Below are 21,510 nucleotides of genomic sequence, written 5' to 3'. Positions count from 1 at the left end.
AAAAAGGAATCATATCTGGGCCTGATTATTACTATACACCGGTAATACCAATTCCGATAAAGATGTGATCTAATAGAGCTCTGATAAGGAGTTACTATGACGCATGATCTTTCAAAGCTAATTCGTTCAACCTCTGATGCGAGACTTCAGCGGAAATTACTGGCTGTTTCACATTTCACTGATGGTAAAAGTCGTACTGAAATAGCTAAAATTCTCAAAGTAAGCCGACGAAGTTTCAACATATGGATCAAGGCTTACCTCGATTCAGGGTTGGAAGGTTTAAATGCTAAACCACCCAGCGGTAGGCCGCCTAAGTTAACTCGGAAGCAATTAGCTCAAGTAAAGTCATACGTTGTAGATAATGCAATTAAGCCTCAAGGGGGACGTTTGCAAGGCAAGGATATACAACGTTATATTGAGGTCACATTTGGCGTTACTTACCAAAAAACAAATATTTATCATCTGCTACATAAGTTAAACCTCAGCTGGATCACAACACGTTCAAAACATCCAAAGCAATCAATTGAAGCCCAAGAGTCTTTTAAAAAAATTCCAAATAGAAACGATCCTTAGGATCCCTGGACATGTTCACCTTGATAATGTCCTTATTTGGTTTCAAGACGAAGCTCGATTTGGTCAGCGTAATACCACCACTAAAATATGGGCAGAAAAAGGAACAAGACCTCGGGCCGTCCAGCAGCAACAATTCGAGTATGCGTATTTATTTGGTGCAGTTTGTGTTAATACAGGACAAACAGAAGCACTTGTTTTACCTCAAAGTAATAAGGAAGCAATGAGAGAGCACTTGGCTCTCATATCAAAAGCAACACCAGAGGGTAAGCATTCCGTGGCTATTATGGATCAAGCAAGTTGGCACCAAGCATATTTAGCGAATGAATTTATTAAGTTAACGATTATACATATCCCAACTTACTCTCCAGAATTGAATCCGATAGAACAAGTATGGCAATGGCTTCGTCAATACAAATTAGCGAATAGGTGTTTTGCAAACTATGAGGATATTGTTAACGCGGTGTGCAGTGCTTGGAATAGTTTTTGTGAAGATACAAGCAGAGTGATTTCACTTTGCTTTCGGGAATGGACAAGACTGGAAACTTAATTATCGGAATTAGTATAATTTGATCATTACGTTTCAGCTTAAATATAACGGTGCTGATTTAGAGGTACATATTAATACTGAATTGAGATAAAAATGCACTGATTGAAAATGACTTCGGCGGGATCTTACTGTTATTTTTCGGATGATTAGATACAAACGAGGTAAGTTGAAGCTCTGATTCAGACAGGAAATAGACAGGCAAAGAAAAAGGGCTTCTGATTGCATTAATCAAAAGCCCTTATCTTGTATGGTGGCCCTCCCTAACCTGAACTGCGCTCTCAATCTGTTGATTTTTAAGTCATTAATATTTACTTTAATTTATTGTGGTACAGGTGTTGGTACGTCAGAAAAGGTCATAGGCTTTTTGTCATCAATACGCATTTATTTTTCTAAGTTTATTTCTATAAATTTGATCCGCAAAGGGTTTGTGTGTGTACCTTTTCTATATAGGGATATTTGCTACTTTGTCCAACCTTCTCTCATACGTAAGCTCATAATCTCATTAATCAACCAAATGATACCAGTGTCACTATGGGCAATAGGTGGATTCGGACCGCCAAATAAAATATCTTATAAAAAAAAGATTAACCACAATTTTCAGTTCGACTTTCATTCAGTATTACTTATGGTATTACGTCAAATAAATCGACCAGCTATGTTCGTATCTGCAACCATTACTGAATTAAAAAATGTATGATGAACTTGTTTTATTTTTTACTATCGGAGTAAACTTTGAGCTCTGCTTCCTGATTAATCAGCCATTCAATAAATTCATTTTTTTTCATCCCGTTGTTGTAAGCAAGCGCATCTAGCTTTTTTTTAATGTCAGTACTCATTACTACGTTATAAGCTTTTTTGCCTTCTTGGCTGTCACGATGTTTTTTTTGGCTCCATGCCTTTTTCATCTTCACAATAAACATTTTTTTTGTATCAGTGTGAGCGGGCCATATATCAAATGCTGCAATAGTAGCATCGTACATCTGTTGCGAGGTTGTGGGTGTTGGAATGAACCATATAGGAATTTGATATTCCTTACTATTTGCTAAATAACTATATGCCCATTCACATTGTTGTGGATCTTTGTTATCTAACCAGAGAAACGTTTCAGTGGTATAGACGTATCCCCAGTTTTCTTTCCAAAAATTTAATAATACTCTCTTTTTATTTAAATCAGCGTTTCTTATATCAATAAACTTAACTATTAAATCATAACGTTCTTTTGCTGTTAACGGTGTTTTGTCTAGTCGTAAACTCTCATAGATGTTGTTTTCTAAATTCTGATTTGGATCTAAGTTAATATCAATAAGGCCATCCCAACCAATCGTTTTCTTTATATCAGCTAATCGGCAATAACACCAAATCCAGTAGCATAGCCTCTCTTTTCCCTTGTCTATCCATTCAAGTTCCGAATTAGTAAGCAGTGAGTCAGTTGCGGCTTGTTTCATTGTTTTTATGTTGCTTTCGAGCTGTTCTAGTGAACCCTGAAAGGTATTTATTAATGCATTAATTTTAATGCAATATTCACTTGCAGTTACGGGCTCAACTGGGAGGTTTATATTTTCTCTTTTCATATATGCCCAATAGAAGCGACATTCTCTGAGGTTTTTAGTTTGTATGTATTCGGTGATAGTTCTCATTCTGTACTCACTAATTGTCAAGTTTACTGCGTAGTATTTTAACTAATATTTAAAGTGATTTTTGTGACATATTTATCGTTATTTATTTAAGACTTTACCATTCTTAAATCACAAAAAAATATTACACAACTATATGTTTTATATGGGTATGCCATGGGTTTTTGGTGTGTTTTAAATTAGATTGTTTTTTTATCGTTAAATAATCTATTGCTAGATTCGTATTCGCCGGAATAATTTAAAGTGTATGGGATAGTCAGAAGGGATCGAAAAATCAAAACGTAACCTTTGGTTTTTTGACAGGTGAATAACTCCAGAGTGATTCAGTTGGCAATATCCCTGCTATAAAGCGAAACCTATTTTCGATTGTATGCTGTTATCAGGTTATCTTGCCGTTAGCAATTGTCGGTTATAGTTATATACCCTGTTAACAATACAACTTAATGAATTATATTAAGAATCATCAAGAATAAAAATTACATGTTTCTCTAAGGATATAGACTAACCCGAGGAGAAGTAACATGAACACTATCAATACCCCAATGTATAACGGCTATTTAGTTCAATCAGAAAAAGGAGAGTTGATCGAAAATATTTTGATTAGAAACGAGCAAGTAGTAAACCAAGCCTTACACCATCACAAACGATTAATTGCTCTGAGATTTGAACTAAAATTCCCGGCAATGTACCAAGGTGATTGCGAAATCATTTCCAAGTTCTTTGATTCTTTGCGTGTCAAATTAAAATTTGACTTGGCATCTAAAAGCAAAAAAAGAAACAGGCGAATTCATAGTGAATTGAATTATGTCTGGGTAAAAGAGCAAAGTAGAAGCATGGGATGGCACTATCATGTGGTAATTTTCTTAAATCACGATGTATATAACTGCTTCGGTAGAGTTGCTAGCATCGATGAAAATTTGTACTCTCGATTGTTTTCTGCTTGGACAAGTGCGCTGGGTGTACCAGAAAGCGCAGCCAAAGGGTTAGTTCACATATCGAAACCTACCCACAAGCTAGATCTAGACTCAGACACAACAATCCCAGACATTTTCGCTCTGCTATCTCGTATAAGCTATTTTGCTAAAGTTGCAACCAAGCCATATGGTACGGGGGAACGTCATCGATTTTTTGGTACTAGCTCGATAAAAAATAAAGAGCCAGTACTTAATAGTTATTGATAGGCATTGGCCCATCATTAAGCTAATTCGGCTTTAAAGCGGTTTTTATATAATAATATATCTTTCAGAAATAGTGGATACGGATAGTTATTGATTGTGATTGAACTACGTAAATGTTAACAGTGATGTGCTGGCCCCTTAGTATCTTTGAATACTTGATATACTGCTGCAACAACATGTGCGTAATGAGCGAAATAGACTTGGATCTCAGCTATACCCCGCTTCCTTTTTTGCTACAAATCGACAAAAAAAGAACTTCAACCAAGCTCTTTTTGCTACTCCCTTGCCACGCAAGGTTTATCAACTAGCCAAAACACCATTATGGGTTGTTGAGATTTACATCAATATGCCGATATTGTTATTTGGTCATAAGCACCTAATTCCAGGTAATTTAGAAAATTGCTTTCCCACAGCTGATACATCTCCTTTACGTCTGGGTGACTAATTGCTTCTGGCCGTGAAAAGCAGGAGCAGAACAGTTCTGTGGTGAAATCAAAGTCCAGTTCTTTCACTAGCTCAGCATAGGGATACCCTTGGTAAGCAAAGTCTGTGATATAGATTAGCTGCCAACGGTTACTGCTATGCTCCTTTTGTATGGCAATTTCCACCGGATGATATCCACCGGCTTCGGTGTTGTATGAGCTATCCCGATAATTAAAAGTGAACTGCGTGACAGTGTCACTTGGTACGTTTTCTATCATCACACGTTTTAATTCTGCAAATAATTCATCTGATATATCCAATAAGTTTTGGTCAATTTTAATATCCATTTAGATTAATCCTCGCTCTGCAAATGACACACATGTTTCACCGACCACAATATGATCTAACACTCGTATATCTACTAATGCCAATGCATCCTTTAATTGCGATGTAATGCGTTTATCGGACTGTGATGGCTCTGGTACTCCGGAAGGGTGGTTGTGAGCAAGAATAATCGCTGCTGCATTAACTTCTAACCCTACCTTTACCACCTCTCTAGGGTAAACGCTCGCAGCGTCAATCGATCCAAAAAACAGCTCACGAAACTCAATCATGCTGTGCTGACTATCGAGCAGCATGACAGCAAAGACCTCCCGTTCATATCCTCCCATTTTAAATGTAAGGAAGTCTTTCGTTGCCTTGGCACTGCAGAAGACATCGCCATGAAAATAACGCTCTGCGACTATTTCCGCCGCTTTCTCTAATACCTGAACTGCTGTCATTGGCTGGTGGGTGACATAGGTGGTTAATGGTTTACTTGGCATAAGTTTACTCCTTTTTAATTAACTTAATGGTGTATGCCCTTGAGTAATATGTGTTTGAAATAAAATGGAATCGCCTGAAATCCAGCGTTGCCCATGGCTGGATTGGTACTCTGTGAACGTCCACGGATAAAAAATACATAACCCCCTCTTCTATTGAGTAAAAACAACAAGAGGAACTCACATGAGATTAATTAGACTAAAAGAAGTAATGAGCACAACCGGGCTGAGCCGTTCAAGCATTTACAAGTACATTGGAGAAGATAGATTTCCCGCCAGCGTTTCGCTTGGTGATCGGGCAGTCGCTTGGGTTGAAAGTGAGGTGCTGAATTGGATGGAGGTGGTCGTTGCGCGTCGGGACGATAATGTGTTGTCAGGTTATGGAAAGGGGGATGCATGATGACATTAGAATGTTGGCATTCAGGTAAACCATGGGAATTGTATAAAGAAGATGAATTTAAAGGGCTTACGGTTTGTAACAATGGAATCCCTTTTGTTTTGCGTTCATTAACGCAGCTTTATGAAATGTATTGTAAATGGGTGAACGACAAAAAAGGTTTTTACATGATACCAATCGAACTCATTATTCCTGGAGGCAAGGGCGTGTGTAATGAAGCGGTAGTTAATGGCTTGTTTTGTAAGATACAGTATGAAATAGCCGAGCATATGCCAGAGGGAGATAGTTCGATAGGGCTGGCTTGGACTACTGGCACTGCAAATGGCTTTTGTGTTCACCGAGGTTACCTCTTTATCAAGGCGGACGCTTTTGAGTACGCTCGATCTTCCGAAGACCACAACTGCTTTTTTGATAGGGAGTTTGAGCATTTGTTAAATAGCTGTATGGCATCAACCGAGAAATCTCATGGTAAAGGAGTAAGGGGAAGCGTTAACTACCCTTCCGACGAAGGTGGGTTATCTTATTTACCTGGAAGGGGGGATGGCGACGAAAAGTGTCAAAGTAATTTTCAGATTATTAGTCGATTGGCCCAGGTGCAAACTAAAGGCTCCAGTACACCTTTGTTTCGAGTGCGATATGGCTTTAAACCTGAGATCTTGCGCCAGCCATTCGAGTGGGTGAGTCCTTCTACTTTACCACCAGAGAGCGAGCATTCGCGGGGGCAAAAATAAGAGGAGCGCTACCCCTATCAAACGGAACGGGTTAATTGACTGGTAATAAGGGCACCGTGACACGTAACGTGTTGTGGTGCTTTTTTGTTTTATTTACAGCTAGGTTGTAACCCACAGGACTTCTTCGGATAAAAAATACATAACCACCTCTTCTATTGAGTAAAAACAACAAGAGGAACTCAACATGAGATTAATTAAGCTACAAGAAGTAATTCATACAACCGGACTGGGTCGCTCCAGCATCTATAAATTTATGGAGGAGGGAGAATTTCCTAAAAGTATTTCATTAGGTGCCAGGACCATTGCTTGGCAACAAAGCGACATTCAAGAATGGATTCAAAAAAAGATTAGTGCGAGGAACCAACGATGAGCAACAAAGAGCATTCTGAAGTTGATAAATTAACATTGGGTTATTTTGGGGAATACCAAGTGAATATTGATATGGGAGAGTTGTCCCTTACTTTTCTGGATGAACTGGCCAACATCTTTGAGCAATCATTACAACGATTCCCTGACTGTTACGTATTTCGATTTCGCTTAGGATTTCCTAAAACGTTTAATGGAGATGCTGAGGCACTTCTGAATACATTGTTTTACAGTTTAGCCAATCAATTTCCGGAAAAAGCAATTACTGAAGGAGAGCTAAAGAGCAAGGGTAATACAAAGCCAGTAAACGAAGACGTTAATATGATCTGGGCGAAGGATGTTACGGCAAAAGGTTTGCTTGGATATCGTGTGGCTTTCATCTTTAGTGCAGTCTCTTATCGAGCTAAAGCCTCGCTGGAGCAAGTCAGAGAGCATTTTAAACAGAGGGTAAAAATCACTTGGGCTAACGCATTATTGGTTCACGAGTCACAAATACATACGCTTTGCATATTTCCACCCGATAGCTTAATCCCCCTGAAGGCAGAGCAAAGTAATTACCAATACGAGACTCATCGGTGTTTTTACTTTTTAAGCACATTAGCCAAGCTGCCCAGATACCCAGTAGAAGACTTAAGTACTGCGTTCGGTGTCAAATTCAGCAAACAACAGAATCAGGACAAGAAGGAGTTAATAGAACAATCTTAACCGCCTAATCAATATCGGCTTAACGAATAAATTATTCGGTAAGTTTAGTCCACTATCATTACACATATTTTAAGGAAATCATTCCCATGAACAAAAAACTTCATTTTTCAAGCGCCAGAACAGGCGAAAAACAACAAGACAGATGGCAAACACCAGCAGCGGTATTTGAGCAGCTCAATGAAGAGTTTGGTTTTACATTAGACGCCGCAGCCGAACCAGAGACCGCGTTATGTGATTATTACTTTACCGCTGAGGATGATGCGCTTAGTCAAGATTGGAGTGGGCAGACGGTCTACTGTAATCCTCCATATTCGAAGACAAGGCAATTTGCGGAGAAAGCCATGGAGGAATCTATAAAAGGCGCTACGGTAGTGATGGTATTGCCTGCCAGAACGGATACACGAGCCTTTCATGATAGCTTAACGGGTGGTGAAGTGAGGTTTATTAAGGGCCGCCTTAAGTTTCTTCAAAACGGCCAAGAGCAGGATGCCGCACCATTTCCGAGTATGGTGACCGTGATGGGCCCTGGGATTGAACCGAGCATGCGTAAAGTGGAAAAGGATAATTTAAAAGGAGCGTAACAAGCTTCTATTGGCTGAAGCAGTTCACTGTAATGGTGACTGCTTCAGCCTTATTGTGATCTAAATTGTTGGCCGCAATGTTTATTCAATTAGATTCAAACCCAATTTATTGAATCGTTGTAACACAGCTTCAATGTGGCATATCCATTTGCCTTTTTTGCTGCTGTGCAGTTATGGGCATAAACAAGCCCATGAAAGCTTACTTCTTTCGTTATCAGTGGGTTAAATCTAGCTGGTGATGTTGAGCAAGAAAAAATATTCTTAATTTAACCCTATTATATGAGAACTAATGATTAGTGATAATTGTTAGAAAGCCTTGAGTAGAGCTGTTGAGAAATCAACAGTTCTACTCGAGTCGAGGGGTAAACAGAGGTAGCAAATACTAGTGGGTTTTTGTCTTATAGATAGAGGAGCACTACAGTGCGACTTCATTTATTTTCTTTTTTTTTCTTTTATTTTTAATTTAATCAAACTAACAGAGAGTCCTATGACTCTCATTATTAAACTAATAAGCAGTACTCATATTCTACAATCTATCAGTACAATTAACTGATCAGATCAATATTGTCTAAATATCCAGATCGGCAAAAAAAAGAGGGAGTGTCCCTCTTGTTATTAGGCAGGTCCGCCAGAAAAGCGAACCTTAGAAATAGTCATTTAAGTCTGCCACCAAAGCTTGCGCACTTTCAATCATTGCTAATTTTACCTCAGCTTGTTTACTCACCATAAAACGGTGCAAACTGCGAGGATTCTGATTTAAGATACAAATAAGCAAGTCATGCAGTTCATCCTCGGTTGCAGAGCAAGCTTGGTCTATCAAATCAGCAGTTTGCTTGTGAGCGCCATCATCAATCAGTTGCTGCTTGTATTCATTTGCAATTGACTCATCAATATTTTCGATGAACTCATGTAATGATTCGGCACAATCAATTTTATTGAATACCTCATTCTTGGCTTCACTTCGTATCTCATCGAGATAGGCTTCCAAAGGGGGAGATGAAATACCTTCAAGGAGGCTCTTCAAATCATCAATAGAGTCAATATGGTCATAGGCAAGTTCAATTAGGTCTAGTTCAACTTCAATCTCTTTGGTTGTGGTAACGCTGTTTAAAAACGACATAGTAATTTCCTTTTCTTTAGGCATAAAAAAGCCCATGCAAAGGCATAGGCGGTAAGTGGGGAGGTGGAAATGGCTAAAGGAATATTGTGCTGGTGGCTAAATCTCTAAATCAACAAAATCCTTATCTACATCATCCTGTGTAATGCCTATATAACGAAGCGTTACGCCTTCGCTGCTATGGCGAAGCATCTTCATTACTCGGGCAATATCTTTGGTGTTTTGATACAGATGATAACCACGCGTCTTACGCATTGAGTGAGTGCCTAACGACACATTGACCTCTTGACCAATCATCGCAAAGGCTTCAGATACTGCGCGTCGTGTTAGTGGTTTAGGGCCCTTATGAAGGGCTTGTTGATTACGGTAGGATTGAAACAGGTAAACATGGCTCGGGTGCTCAGCTTGAATCTGTTTAATGGTCGTTAACGCTTTTTGATTTAACTGAATGTTAGCCAGCTTACCGGTTTTGGATTCCTTAATTAACAATCTGTCACCATGAATGTCATCAAACTTAATTGAGAGTAAATCAGATATCCGTAATGCCAGGTTTAAGCCAATATTCCATATGTCAGCCATCTGCTTGCTATAACGGCGCTCTAATAGGTGGCTAATCAATTTAACCTTATCTAGGTCTTTTACTGCTTGTACTTCAGCCATAATTCGGCTCCTCTGTGATTGAATTCAAAGAGGTGATATATGTTTGTAATAATATGGAATTGAATATTGTTTGTGCAAATTGACCTTTTCGCGATACATTCTGTAAATTTTGATATTTATTGATAAGTTACAGTTCTTATAAGGCATAATGACAGCAATATAAAAATAACTATTTAATTCGAGTAAATACGTTTAATGACACTAATAAACCTCAAAGACTTAGAAGCGCACCTTTGGCACGCCGCCCACATTATTACGGGTCCAATCGATGCGTCAGATTACAAAACCTATATCTTCCCAATCTTATTCTTTAAGCGTATCTGTGATGTATACGATGAAGAGTTTGCTGGCGCTATGCAGCTGGTTAATGATGAAGAACTTGCGAAAGGTGACATGTTCCACCGCATCCAAATTCCACTCAACTGTCACTGGAAAGATGTCTTTGCAGAAACCAAAGATATCGGCCAAGCCTTAAAAGATTCATTTCGAGGTGTGGAGCTAGAAAACCCACAACTGCATGGCATTTTTGGTGACGCTAGCTGGACCAACAAAGAGCGTCTTTCAGACGAGCTGTTGTCTACACTGCTAAACCACTTTAACCAGGTAAACCTTGGTGTATCGAGTGTGCGTGATGATGATATGGGTCGTGCTTACGAATACCTTATTAAACGTTTTGCTGATAAAGCGAATAAGAAAGCGGGTGAATTCTACACCCCGCGGACCATCGTTCGCCTCATGGTTAACATTCTAGACCCACAAGCCAATGAAAGTGTTTATGATCCGGCGTGTGGTACAGGCGGTATGTTGCTTGAAACTATCCACCATGTTAAAGAAAATGGTGGTGATCCGCGTCTTCTAAAGATCAAAGGTCAAGAGAAGAACCTAACTACCGAAGCCATCGCTCGAATGAACTTGTTCCTTCACGGGCAAGAGGACTTTGAAATTGTTCGTGGTGATACGCTTCGCGATCCTAAATTCCTTAAAAATGATCAGCTAGAAAATTTTGATTGTGTAATAGCCAATCCGCCATTTAGCTTAAAAGAGTGGGGATACGACTATTGGGCGAGTGATCCATACGGTCGTGCAAACTTTGGTTTGGCACCCCAAAAAAATGGTGATTTTGCTTGGATTCAGCACATGTTTGCTTCATTGAATGGTGAAGGGCGCATGGCGGTAGTGCTTCCACATGGCGTACTTTTCCGTGGTGGCGCAGAGGGTAAAATAAGAACCAAGCTATTAAAAGAAAACCGCATCGTGGCGGTAATAGGTGTGGCTTCTAATCTGTTCTATGGCACTGGTATTCCTGCTTGTATTCTCGTGCTGCGTAAAGCAAGACCTGAAGCACACAAAGACCATGTGTTGATTGTCAATGCGGAACAAATTTTCACCAAAGGTCGTGCGCAGAATACCTTGTCAGAAACACAAGCAGACGACATCTATGATATCTATCGGCAGATGCGCACAAAAGGCCCAAAAGCGCATGATATTGAAGGTGTGGCTCGTTGGGTTTCACATGGTGAGATTGAAGAGAATGATTTTAACTTGAATATCGCTCGTTATGTACAAAAGCCTTTTGAAGAAGAGGCTATAACCGTTGAAAAAGCATTGAAAGATTTCCAACAAAAATTAGCCTCTTTAGAAGTGGCTGAACAAGAGCTTGAAGCTTTGTTAATTAAAGAGGGATTTGAATTATGAGTGATTATATCAGCCGAGGGATTGAAAACGTCATTCAGAAGGGGTTATCAAATTACCGTTTTACTAAAAATAAAGCAGAGTTATTTTATTTTGGTCGTTTCTATCAAGATACAGAGAAGTTCATCTTATCTGATGTCGAATGCGCTGAGTACTTTCTAAACTGTATCAAGTCTGGTGGCTACCTATTAAATGATGTAAATCCTTTGAATACGCTTCTAAAGTTATACAGCAAAATAAAGAGTCCTTATAGCGATTATTTGAAGATGAAACCCTTGTTTATTGAGACGCTGGAGTACATCGAAAACAATATTTCGGAAGTAATGAATGTTGAATTTAGGGATCTTAAAGAATATGGTGAGGATTTGGGTTGTTACTACGATTATGGACCGTACTGTTTACTTGTTAATGCGATGTCAATGATCCGCGACAGGGCCCTGGCTGGATACGTCCGTTCAATGGCTCTGCACCTTAAGAAGTTTCCAGATATCACGGATCTATGGGGAGGGAACTACCTTTTAGTCTCGAATGTTAAATTGGATGGTGTTGAGCCGTTCTTTGGAGATATAAAGGCAGATCATAGTGAGTTTACAATGGCTGCATTTGCTAAATTATCAAATGGGAAATGGCGCGTCACATTTAATGATTTAGGACCAGAAAATAACTTTATTTACATGCAAGCCGCATATAAATACGTTGCTGAACTATTGGCATATTCTTTGAGTGCTGAAGTTGAACTTGTAACTTGGCTGGATGATTAATGAGCAATAAAAAACTAGAAGATCTGCTTTGGGGAGCCGCAGAGTTCCTGCGTGGACAGATTGATGCCTCAGACTACAAACAGTACATATTCCCATTGTTGTTCTTTAAGCGTCTATCGGATGTTTACCTAGAAGAATTTAACGAAGCATTAGAAGTACATGAAGGTGATGCCGAATACGCTGTCATGTCTATGTTCCACCGTTTTGATATTCCGGAAGAAGCAAGCTGGGAGAAAGTTCGTAACACCAGTAAAGACATTGGTGAAGCGATTCAAAATGCATTGCGTTTGATTGAAGCAAAAAATGTTCGTCTGCACGGTGTGTTTGGTGATGCACAATGGACAAACAAAGAGCGTCTACCAGACCACTTACTCTCTGATCTTATCCAGCATTTCAGCAAAATACCTTTAGGCATTAAGTCGGTTGCTCAAGATGACTTAGGTGAAGCTTACGAATATCTGATCAAGAAGTTTGCAGACGACTCTGGTCATACGGCAGCTGAGTTCTATACCAACCGAACCGTTGTACATTTGATGACGCGCATTATGCAGCTAAAGCCAGGTGAAACGGCCTATGATCCAACCTGTGGCACAGGAGGTATGTTACTTAATGCCGTGATGGACCTACGCTCTGAAGGTAAAGAGTGGAGATCGGTTCATCTGCATGGTCAAGAAGTAAACCTGTTAACCTCTGCGATTGCTCGTATGAACATGTTTTTACACGATATTGAAGAGTTCGATGTCATGCGTGGGGATACGTTAGGCGATCCTAAATTTATTGAAAACGATCAGCTTAAACAGTTCGATGTGATTTTCGCTAACCCACCGTATTCGATTAAAAAATGGAACCGTGAAAAGTTTGCAGCCGATCCTTACGGCCGCAACATGTACGGCGTTCCACCACAAGGTTGTGCTGATTATGGTTTTTACACGCACATTATTAAAAGCTTAAAGTCCGATACTGGCCGTGCAGCGATGCTTTGGCCTCATGGCGTGTTGTTCCGTGATTCTGAGCAAGCTATTCGTGAGCAAGTGATTGAATCAGACATTATTGAAGCGGTCATTGGTCTTGGTCCAAATCTATTCTATAACTCGCCAATGGAGTCATGCGTGGTGGTGCTCAACTGTAATAAGCCCGCTGAGCGTAAAAATAAGATTCTGTTTATCAATGGTGTTGAGAATGTTACTCGTGAGCGAGCTCATAGTCGTTTATCAGAGGATGACTTAGATGTATTGAGTGAAGCTTACTTTAACCCAGACAAGCAAAGCGATATTGCAGCGCTGGTGGATTTAGATGATATTGGAGAAAACCAATTTAACCTCTCTATTCCACTTTATGTGAAAGCTAAAAATAATGATGAAGTGCATGATATTGAACATGCTATCGAAGGATGGAATGTGAGCCGAGTGCAATTAAATACACAAACTAACCAGCTATTTAAGAACCTCGCACAGTTAGGCTACGAGGTGAAAAGCAATGACTGATAAAAAGACAGTAAAATTTGGCGATATTTGTAAAGAAGTAAAGCTGACAACAAAAGATCCTATTGGTGATGGCTACGAGCGATACATTGGTTTAGAACACTTAGATTCAGGTTCTCTGAAGATTCAGCGCTGGGGAATGATTGAAGAAGATAATCCAAGCTTTACTCGTGTATTTAAAAAAGGCCAGATCCTATTTGGTAAGCGCCGACCTTATTTAAAAAAAGCGGGAATAGCAGATTTTGATGGGATTTGTTCTGGAGATATCATAGTTCTAGAGGCGATTGAAGGCGCTTTAAAACAAGAAGACCTACCTTATATTATTCAAACTGATGTTTTGTGGGAATGGGCTGTAAAAACATCTAGTGGTTCTCTTTCTCCTCGAACGAAGTTTAAAGACCTAGCTGAGTGTGCCTTTGAATTTAGAGCTGATATCATTCTTTAGTTGCTTTGGAAGATGCAGTGATAAAAGATGTGTTGACTAATAGTACGAATCAAGTATTGGAGATGACTGGGCAGGAATTATTAAACAATGGCTATCTGACACTTTTGCAGGATGGTAATCATGGTTCGCAGTATCCAAAGAAAAATGAATTTATAGATAGTGGTCTACCGTACCTTTCAGCTCAAAATATTGATGACATGGGAAATGTGTATATTGATGATTGCCCCCGATTAAGTGAAGAAAGAGCTAGCAAATTACGAATCAAGCCAGCATGTGGGGGTGACGTAATATTGACCCATAATGCTACCGTTGGACGTGTCGCAGTTTTAGATAAAAATCTTGGGACCGTGATAGGTAGTACATCTACTACTTATTATCGAGTGAATCCTGGAAAACTATCGGCTACATATCTTGCAGCTTTTATGAGGTCTTCATACTTTCAAAATCAATTAACACGTTTAATGAAGCAAAGTACACGAAATCAGGTGCCAATCACCACTCAGAAAAAACTAACTTTTTTGTTACCCAGCATAGAAATTCAAGAGTTGATTGAGAAGATAAATGCTCTATTCTGTTTTAAAAATCAGATTGTTAATGATGTAGGCGAAAAACGATTACAGCAATGTATTGAAAAAGAATATTTTTGAGTAGGTGAATATGTTTAACGAACAAACCGTCACAGAAAATGGAATTATTGACCGTTTAAAAGGCTTAAGCGGAGTTAAGTGGAATTACTGCCATGGTGAAAGCTTGCCCAAACAAGCACACGATATCTTCGTTGACACCTGGCTTAAAGACGCGCTTTGTTTGTTAAACCCAGATATTGGCAAAAATCCCGATTATGCCGATGAGGTTATCTATAAAATTCGCGGCTTAATGCAAGAAGCCAAACATACAGGCTTAGTGAAAGCGAACGAGAACTTTCATGAATGGTTAATGGCAGAAAAAAGTTTGCCGTTTGGTGAAAATGGTGATCACATCACTATCAACCTGATTGATTTCAATAAAATTGAAAATAACCATTTTGTTGTGTCTCAGCAAGTACACTTTATCGCAGCGACAGAAGTGTTCTTCGATATCGTACTCTACGTGAATGGCATCCCGCTAGTGGTAGGAGAAGTAAAATCAGCAACTAGGCCAAGCGTTACCTGGCAAGATGGCGCAGCTGATTTTATGGGCAGCACTAAACACTATTGGAAAAACGTTGAGCCTTTCTTCGTACCTAACCTTTTATGCTTCGCTTCAGAAGGTAAAACGTTTGCTTATGGCGCCATTAATGCCCGTGTGAAAGATTGGGGCCCATGGCATAAAACTGAGCAGCGAGATGAAATTCCTGCAAGTTTAGTCACTGTGCTTGATAGCGCAGAAGGTTTGTTAACCCCACAAACCTTATTGCAACTACTTGAATCTTTTGCTCTATTTTCGACTGTTAAGATGGGTAAAAAAACGCCGCCTAAGCGCATTAAAATATTACCGCGTTATCCACAATTTGAAGCTGCAAAACAAATTGTCGAGCGAGTTAAAAACGGCTATCCGAAAAAAGGACTTATCTGGCACTTTCAGGGCTCAGGTAAGTCTCTATTGATGCTTTATGCTGCGCGTATGCTTCGAACAGATAATCAACTTAAAAATCCAACTGTATTGATCGTGGTTGACCGACGTGACCTCGATAGCCAAATTAACGAAACCTTTGGTGGGGCAGACGTTAAAAACCTCATCAAAGTGAAAAGCTGTAAGAAGCTTGGTGCACATATTGAACAAGACAGTCGTGGCATTTTAATTACCACTGTCTTTAAGTTTAAAGACGTCGAAATTGATGAAAGCAATGAAGACGGTTTGAATAACCGCGATAACATTATCGTGCTGGTGGATGAAGCGCACCGAACTCAAGAAGGTTCATTAGGTGATAAAATGCGTTGGGCACTACCGAATGCACACTTCTACGGTTTAACAGGTACACCTATATCAGGTATTGATCGCAATACCTTTAAACTCTTCGGTGCTGAGGAGGATGAAGGTCGTTACATGAACCGTTATAGCTATAAGCAATCTATTCGAGATAAAGCGACCAATGCAGTGAAGTTTGAACCTCGCTTGGCTGAGCTGCGAGTAGACCGTGCTGCTATTGATGAAGCCTTTGAGCAAATGGTGAAAGACAATGACTTAGATGATGAAGAGAAAATTGCATTGTCTAAACGTGCAGGCCGACTAGCGATTATGTTGAAGGCACCGAAACGTATGACTGCGGTGAGTGAGGATATTTCTACTCACTTTGTTAGCCATGTTAAGCCCAAACAGATGAAAGGCATGGTTGTCGTTTATGACCGAGATGCTTGTGTTCAGATGTATTACTTGCTTGGCGAGAAGCTCGGGTTTGATGCCGTTGAAGTGGTAATGAACGTAGACCAGGCACCACTCAAAGATGAAGACGCAAGTAAAAAGGGTAAGGTAAATAAGGATTGGCGTAAGTGGAAGCAAGATCTAGAGCTTCCTATTAAAGAAGATGATTTTGAGCGTTGGCAACAATTGGATGGTTGTGAACACAAGCAGAAAGACTTAATCGAAGACTATAAAGACCCTGAGCAACCACTTCAATTACTGATTGTTACTGCGAAGCTACTTACCGGTTTTGACGCGCCAATTTGTTACTGCATGTATCTTGATAAGCCACTACGCGATCATACTCTGCTTCAGGCTATGTGCAGAACCAACCGTTTGTACGAAACAAATAATGTCAGTAAGCAAATGGGCCTTATTATTGACTACCTCGGTGTATTTGAAAACCTGCGTACTGCTCTAGCTTATGATCCTGAAGAGATTGATGGAGTGGTTGAAGGTATCGAGGCATTTAAAGAGTTACTACCTACACAACTGAATAAGTGTTTAAGTTTCTTCCCAAAAGTAGATAGAACCCTCGAAGGTTTTGAGGGCATAATTGCCGCTCAAGCTTGTTTACCTACCAATGCAAAGCGTGATGAATTTGCTGCTGCTTTTGGTGTTCTCTCTAAGCTGTGGACCGCAATTAATCCAGATATATTCCTAACACCTTATCGCAAAGATTATAAATGGCTGGCGGAAATCTATGAGTCCGTTCGCCCAGTAGGCCAGACAGGCTCGTTAATATGGGCTGCATTAGGTCCTGAAACCATCAAAATGATCCACGAACACACGGATATCAACCGTATTCGTGATGACATCGATGAACTCATTATGGATGAGCATGCCATATTCACGCTGACCGAAAAAGAGCAACAGAAACGCGCAGGCCAATTGGAGATCGATCTAATGGGGCGTCTACGTGGTAATGGTAACCCTACTTTCGTCGAATTAGGCGAGCGATTAGAGAAATTACGTGATGCCTATGAAGCTGGTGTAATTAAGGCTATCGATTGGTTGAAGGGCTTGCTGGATGCAGCAAAAGACACCGTACAAGCCGAGCGTGAAACAGGCGATTCTCCTGTTACTCAGGAAGATAATAAGCAAGCTCTTACAGAGTTATTTCTTGAAACTCGCCCTGAAAGCACTCCTAAAGTAATTGGCGATGTGGTTGAACAGATAGATAAGATTGTAAAAGCTAAGCGTTTTAAAGGCTGGCAAGCTTCTAATAGTGGCCCCAGAGAGATTCAGAAGGCACTTTTGCTGACACTGGCCCAATTTGGTTTAGGAAAAGACAAAGAGTTGTTCGCTAAGGCGTATGGTTATATAGAAGAGCATTATTAAGGAAGTTTGTATGCCTTGGACCAGTGAACATCTTAATTGGTTAATTGACACTGGTCAGGTGATTAATACGACTTGTGGGAAAAAAGCAAAAGTATATCGTTTTGACCATGATGTTAATGATCAGGAAATCATGAGGAAGTGGGCAAAACACTATAGAAATCATTATTGCGATGATAGGCAAATTGATATTATGAAAGCTCCTGGGCAAAGTCGATCTGACTACTTGTTCACCATGAAATTTCCAAGTCAAACTAAAGCACCAGGACCAAGTATAAGGGCTGGCGATTTTGCAGAAATTTTAGTTGTTGATTATCTTACTTATCTTCAAGGCTACACAGTCCCCCGTACACGCTATGACAGGAAAGGTGTACCAAATGAGTCTACCAAAGGTTCTGATGTTTTAGCCTTTAAAACTGATATTGATAATCCCGCAAACGATGAGTTGTTAGTATATGAAGTTAAAGCAAAGTTTACTGCAAAACCTAAGCCAATGTTGCAGGAAGCAATAGTCCACTCCGCTAAAGATCCTTTGAGAATAGCCGAGTCTTTAAACGGCATCAAACAACGTATGCTTGACCGGAATGAATTTGGTAATATAGGGTTAATCAATCGCTTTCAAGATTCGGCAAATCAACCTTATAAAACCAAGTTTGGTGCTGCTGCTGTTTGCTCTAACTCTGCATTTGATATTGAAACTTTAGCTGAAGCTGATTCTGCTCATCATCCTTATTCAGCAGACCTTGAATTAATTGCATTTTATGGTGAAGAATTGATGACACTAGCAAATGCGTTATACGAGAGGGCTGCAAATGAAATTTGAAAAATTGTCTTCTAATTTACTTTCGGTGACGAGAGCAAAAGCTAAAATGTATGAATTTGGCCTTAATGAAGAGCATCATCTGAGGTTAAGCTCTTCACCCAGTCAGCTTTTGCTTATGACAATTGGGATGCTAGGTGATTTATGTCGGATAGAGTTGTCGGAGGAAAAACGTGAGGAAGAGCTCTCTGATGCTCAAAAAGAGCTTCGAAATGTTGCCAAGTATTTTGATGCTTTAATAGAAACAAAATTAGAATCTGAGTATGATTATTACCTAGGCTTAATGGGCGCCTCTTCTTATTATTTAGCAAATATGCCAGGAAGTTCATCTGTTCTATCTCTGCAATTGGCCGTTAGTCGGACTCCTTTGACTGAGTCCGGTTTGGAGTTGTTGCTTGAATGGTTATTGTTAAATGACTTCAAGAATGAACTACTAATAGTTCAAGGGGCATATACAACGGATGTCATTGCTGCAATAAAAGATAACTTAATAGCTTTTTATGAGCTAAAAATAGAAGCGGCGACGTTTTTGATAGGATTGGCGACTTCTTTAAGGAAACTTTGCCATGAAAGGGGGACGGATCGGGAGTTACTATTTGCAGATATTACTTCTACTATATTACTACGGAAAATATCTAATTCAGCGATCACATTGCTACCGGAATACAGCAAATTAAATCTTGAAGCTTGGTTGCCTGCTTTACGAAAAGAAAGCTTTATTAAAGAGTTTTGGCCTGCACAAAAATTACTTGGTGAGCAAGGTGTTTTTGCAGGTAATTCTGCAGTTGTTCAGCTTCCGACCAGTGCTGGTAAAACTAAGTCAGCTGAAATAATTATTCGAGCTGCTTTTTTATCTGGGCGATCAAAAGCAGCTGTAATAATTGCTCCATTTCGTTCGCTATGTAGAGAAATTAGTGACTCGTTAACTCATGCGTTTTCTGGTGAAAATATATTAGTCAACCAACTTAATGATGTCCCGCAAATTGATTATTTTGATATTCAATTATTTTCAAAGTTATTAGGATTAGAAGAGCCTAGTCCGACAGTGATTGTTTCAACGCCAGAAAAGCTTGTTTATATATTGAGGCATCAACCTGAATTAGCTGATGAAATATCTTTAGTTATTTATGATGAAGGACATCAGTTTGACAGTGGTCAACGTGGGGTAACTTATGAATTACTTCTAACCTCACTTAAACAAAAACTTCAGCCTACAACACAGCATGTATTAATATCGGCAGTAATTTCCAATGCAGAATCTATTGGTGAATGGCTTTACGCAGGCGAAGGTGTATCAGTTAATGGTTCAGATTGCTTAGCTACTGAAAGAAGCGTCGCTTTTAGCAGTTGGATCACGCAGCGAGGGCAACTTCATTATGTTGATCCGTTGCAACCGAATACTGAAGAATTCTTTGTTCCTAGGGTATTAGAAAGCGCTGAAATTCCAATGCGGGGAAGAGAAAGTAAACAAAGGTATTTTCCAGAGAAAGCCGTTAAGTCGAGTATTGCTGCTTATTTAGGATTGAAGTTATCAGAATATGGTCCTGTCGCTGTTTTTTGTGGGACTAAAAAGTCAGTGGTCAGTATTTGTAAAATGATCACAAATGCTTCAGAGCGAATTGAAGATCTGTTTATTCCATTAAACACTTCATCACGTGACGAAATATCTAAAATAACTAGGTTATCCTCTATGCACCTTGGAGAAGCCTCTATTTTGACAATGGCAATTAAGCTTGGGGTATTACCTCATAGTGCTAATGTACCTAATGGGCTTAGAATTTCTGTAGAGTATGCAATGGAGAATAGCCTAGGCCGTTGTGTTGTTTGTACTTCAACCTTAGCTCAAGGCGTTAACTTACCTATTAAATATTTGATTGTTTCTGGAGTTTTTCAGGGGCAAAAACGAATTTCTACTCGTGATTTCCATAACCTATTAGGAAGAGCAGGTCGGTCTGGTAAGCATACCGAAGGTAGCGTTATTTTCACTGATACAGAACTCTACGATAAAAGGGGGTCTACTCAACGCTGGCAGTGGGGGAAAATGCAAAGCTTACTTGATCCTGCACAATCGGAGCATTGTTCAAGTAGTTTACTAAATCTGGCAAAACCATTTGAAAATGACCCATTTGGTATTGATCCTATAAAGTTTATTCAAGATTCAGAAATGTATATTAAATCAAGTATTCAGGCTGCAAAAGAAACAGGTCAAGATATATCCAGTTTACTAACTCAAATGGATCATAGAAAAAGTTACTTCAAAAACATTGAAAGTTACCTTTTGGCAAACTCATCTGATAAAGAGGAATTTACGGAAGATAGAATATTTGAGCTTTGTTCAAATACCTTAGCTTATTTGCTCGCAAATGATGAAGAAAAAGTGAAGCTAAAAACTGTTTTTATGATTGCATCTGCATCAATAAATACCGTTGAGCCAGAAAAAAGAATTGTGTTTGGAAAAGCACTGTTAGGTGTTGAAGAATTGCATAAAATTGAAACATGGCTTAATGAAAATTTTGGACTGTTTCCTGAAGATCTAGCAATGACGCAATGGCTTAATATTTTATGGCCATTAGTAACGACTGTAATTCAAAATAAAATATTGGATAAGTTAATGGGGGAAGGCGCAGGGGGCTTTATTGCTCAACAGTGGTTAGCTGGCAAAAGTTATATTGATATTCTCAACCAAGTTAATGAACGTCAGTATAAACTTGTTGCAGGTAGCCCCCTGTGTCAGGATAGTTGTCGCCTCTAATTTTTAGTTAGAGGAAATTAAAATGAAGAGAAAATTTACAACATCATTTAAGATACAAGCAGTAGAAAAGGCGCTTAGTCGGAATGAAAATACAACATTAACTGAGATT

Annotated in this window: 20 protein-coding genes; 15 read left to right on the top strand and 5 right to left on the bottom strand. The window is 39.4% G+C overall.

The features are described 5' to 3' along the window. Positions 1–96: 96 nt before the first annotated feature. A protein-coding gene (locus tag ABZA00_RS01105) for an IS630 family transposase (protein WP_372880298.1) occupies positions 97–1,120 on the top strand; the annotation gives its coding sequence in 2 pieces (ribosomal slippage) (positions 97–543 and positions 545–1,120; 1,023 coding nt in all). A gap of 707 nt (positions 1,121–1,827) precedes the next feature. Here ABZA00_RS01105 and ABZA00_RS01100 read toward each other — a convergent pair. Next, positions 1,828–2,757: a hypothetical protein gene (locus tag ABZA00_RS01100; protein WP_372880297.1), complete on the bottom strand. Its 930-nt coding sequence runs from the start codon at positions 2,755–2,757 to the stop codon at positions 1,828–1,830. Positions 2,758–3,275: 518 nt separating this feature from the next. Between ABZA00_RS01100 and ABZA00_RS01095 the strand changes: the two genes are divergently transcribed. Beyond that, positions 3,276–3,932 (top strand): inovirus Gp2 family protein, encoded by a 657-nt coding sequence (locus ABZA00_RS01095; RefSeq protein WP_372880296.1) that lies wholly within the window; start codon positions 3,276–3,278, stop codon positions 3,930–3,932. Between the two features lie 341 nt (positions 3,933–4,273). Here the strand turns inward: ABZA00_RS01095 and ABZA00_RS01090 are convergent, their stop codons facing one another. Together ABZA00_RS01090 and radC are read right to left on the bottom strand one after the other, a co-directional pair. Next, on the bottom strand, positions 4,274–4,702 hold the full coding sequence (locus tag ABZA00_RS01090) for a DUF2787 domain-containing protein (RefSeq protein WP_372880295.1): 429 nt from the start codon (positions 4,700–4,702) through the stop codon (positions 4,274–4,276). After that, positions 4,703–5,179 (bottom strand): DNA repair protein RadC, encoded by a 477-nt coding sequence (gene radC / locus ABZA00_RS01085; RefSeq protein WP_372880294.1) that lies wholly within the window; start codon positions 5,177–5,179, stop codon positions 4,703–4,705. Positions 5,180–5,360: 181 nt separating this feature from the next. Here radC and ABZA00_RS01080 point away from each other — a divergent pair, with 181 nt between their 5' ends. The 5 genes from ABZA00_RS01080 to ABZA00_RS01060 all read left to right on the top strand — a co-directional run bounded on the left by ABZA00_RS01080 (position 5,361) and on the right by ABZA00_RS01060 (position 7,956). Then, positions 5,361–5,576 carry an AlpA family transcriptional regulator gene (locus tag ABZA00_RS01080; RefSeq protein WP_372880293.1) on the top strand — a complete coding sequence of 72 codons (216 nt, stop codon included), beginning with the start codon at positions 5,361–5,363 and terminating at the stop codon, positions 5,574–5,576. Beyond that, positions 5,573–6,304, top strand: coding sequence for a hypothetical protein (locus ABZA00_RS01075; RefSeq protein WP_372880292.1), 732 nt, complete (start codon positions 5,573–5,575; stop codon positions 6,302–6,304). The genes ABZA00_RS01080 and ABZA00_RS01075 overlap by 4 nt, the downstream gene beginning before the upstream one ends. A gap of 184 nt (positions 6,305–6,488) precedes the next feature. Further along, the gene (locus tag ABZA00_RS01070; RefSeq protein WP_372880291.1) at positions 6,489–6,674 is read left to right on the top strand and encodes a helix-turn-helix transcriptional regulator; all 186 of its coding nucleotides are present in this window, start codon (positions 6,489–6,491) and stop codon (positions 6,672–6,674) included. After that, the gene (locus ABZA00_RS01065) at positions 6,671–7,375 is read left to right on the top strand and encodes an inovirus-type Gp2 protein (RefSeq protein ID WP_372880290.1); all 705 of its coding nucleotides are present in this window, start codon (positions 6,671–6,673) and stop codon (positions 7,373–7,375) included. The genes ABZA00_RS01070 and ABZA00_RS01065 overlap by 4 nt, the downstream gene beginning before the upstream one ends. Positions 7,376–7,461: 86 nt before the next feature. Beyond that, on the top strand, positions 7,462–7,956 hold the full coding sequence (locus tag ABZA00_RS01060; protein ID WP_372880289.1) for a phage N-6-adenine-methyltransferase: 495 nt from the start codon (positions 7,462–7,464) through the stop codon (positions 7,954–7,956). Positions 7,957–8,599: 643 nt separating this feature from the next. Here the strand turns inward: ABZA00_RS01060 and ABZA00_RS01055 are convergent. Both ABZA00_RS01055 and ABZA00_RS01050 read right to left on the bottom strand, forming a co-directional pair. Then, entirely contained in the window at positions 8,600–9,100 is a 501-nt protein-coding gene (locus ABZA00_RS01055; RefSeq protein ID WP_372880288.1) for a hypothetical protein, read from the bottom strand. Positions 9,101–9,172: 72 nt separating this feature from the next. Beyond that, on the bottom strand, positions 9,173–9,733 hold the full coding sequence (locus ABZA00_RS01050) for a tyrosine-type recombinase/integrase (protein WP_372880287.1): 561 nt from the start codon (positions 9,731–9,733) through the stop codon (positions 9,173–9,175). Between the two features lie 195 nt (positions 9,734–9,928). Here ABZA00_RS01050 and ABZA00_RS01045 point away from each other — a divergent pair, with 195 nt between their 5' ends. Genes ABZA00_RS01045 through ABZA00_RS01010 form a run of 8 tightly spaced genes read left to right on the top strand, consistent with a single transcriptional unit; the run spans position 9,929 to position 21,401 of the window. Beyond that, complete coding sequence (locus tag ABZA00_RS01045; protein WP_372880286.1) at positions 9,929–11,428, top strand: N-6 DNA methylase; 1,500 nt, start codon at positions 9,929–9,931, stop codon at positions 11,426–11,428. Continuing rightward, the gene (locus ABZA00_RS01040) at positions 11,425–12,186 is read left to right on the top strand and encodes a hypothetical protein (protein WP_372880285.1); all 762 of its coding nucleotides are present in this window, start codon (positions 11,425–11,427) and stop codon (positions 12,184–12,186) included. The genes ABZA00_RS01045 and ABZA00_RS01040 overlap by 4 nt, the downstream gene beginning before the upstream one ends. Continuing rightward, the gene (locus ABZA00_RS01035) at positions 12,186–13,670 is read left to right on the top strand and encodes an N-6 DNA methylase (RefSeq protein ID WP_372880284.1); all 1,485 of its coding nucleotides are present in this window, start codon (positions 12,186–12,188) and stop codon (positions 13,668–13,670) included. Before ABZA00_RS01040 ends, ABZA00_RS01035 begins: the two co-directional genes overlap by 1 nt. Next, entirely contained in the window at positions 13,663–14,112 is a 450-nt protein-coding gene (locus tag ABZA00_RS01030; protein ID WP_372880283.1) for a hypothetical protein, read from the top strand. Before ABZA00_RS01035 ends, ABZA00_RS01030 begins: the two co-directional genes overlap by 8 nt. A gap of 17 nt (positions 14,113–14,129) precedes the next feature. Then, complete coding sequence (locus tag ABZA00_RS01025; protein ID WP_372880282.1) at positions 14,130–14,759, top strand: restriction endonuclease subunit S; 630 nt, start codon at positions 14,130–14,132, stop codon at positions 14,757–14,759. Between the two features lie 10 nt (positions 14,760–14,769). Next, a complete protein-coding gene (locus ABZA00_RS01020) occupies positions 14,770–17,832 on the top strand; it encodes a type I restriction endonuclease subunit R (RefSeq protein ID WP_372880281.1) in 3,063 nt (1,020 codons plus the stop codon). Between the two features lie 10 nt (positions 17,833–17,842). After that, complete coding sequence (locus tag ABZA00_RS01015) at positions 17,843–18,652, top strand: virulence associated protein (protein WP_372880280.1); 810 nt, start codon at positions 17,843–17,845, stop codon at positions 18,650–18,652. Next, positions 18,642–21,401 carry a DEAD/DEAH box helicase gene (locus ABZA00_RS01010; RefSeq protein ID WP_372880279.1) on the top strand — a complete coding sequence of 920 codons (2,760 nt, stop codon included), beginning with the start codon at positions 18,642–18,644 and terminating at the stop codon, positions 21,399–21,401. The genes ABZA00_RS01015 and ABZA00_RS01010 overlap by 11 nt, the downstream gene beginning before the upstream one ends. Positions 21,402–21,510: the final 109 nt, after the last annotated feature.

The sequence above is a fragment of the Psychromonas sp. genome (assembly GCF_041586535.1).
GTDB lineage: Bacteria > Pseudomonadota > Gammaproteobacteria > Enterobacterales > Psychromonadaceae > Psychromonas.
Note: the sequence above shows the minus strand (reverse complement) of the source record. Positions and strands in the feature narration are given on the sequence as shown.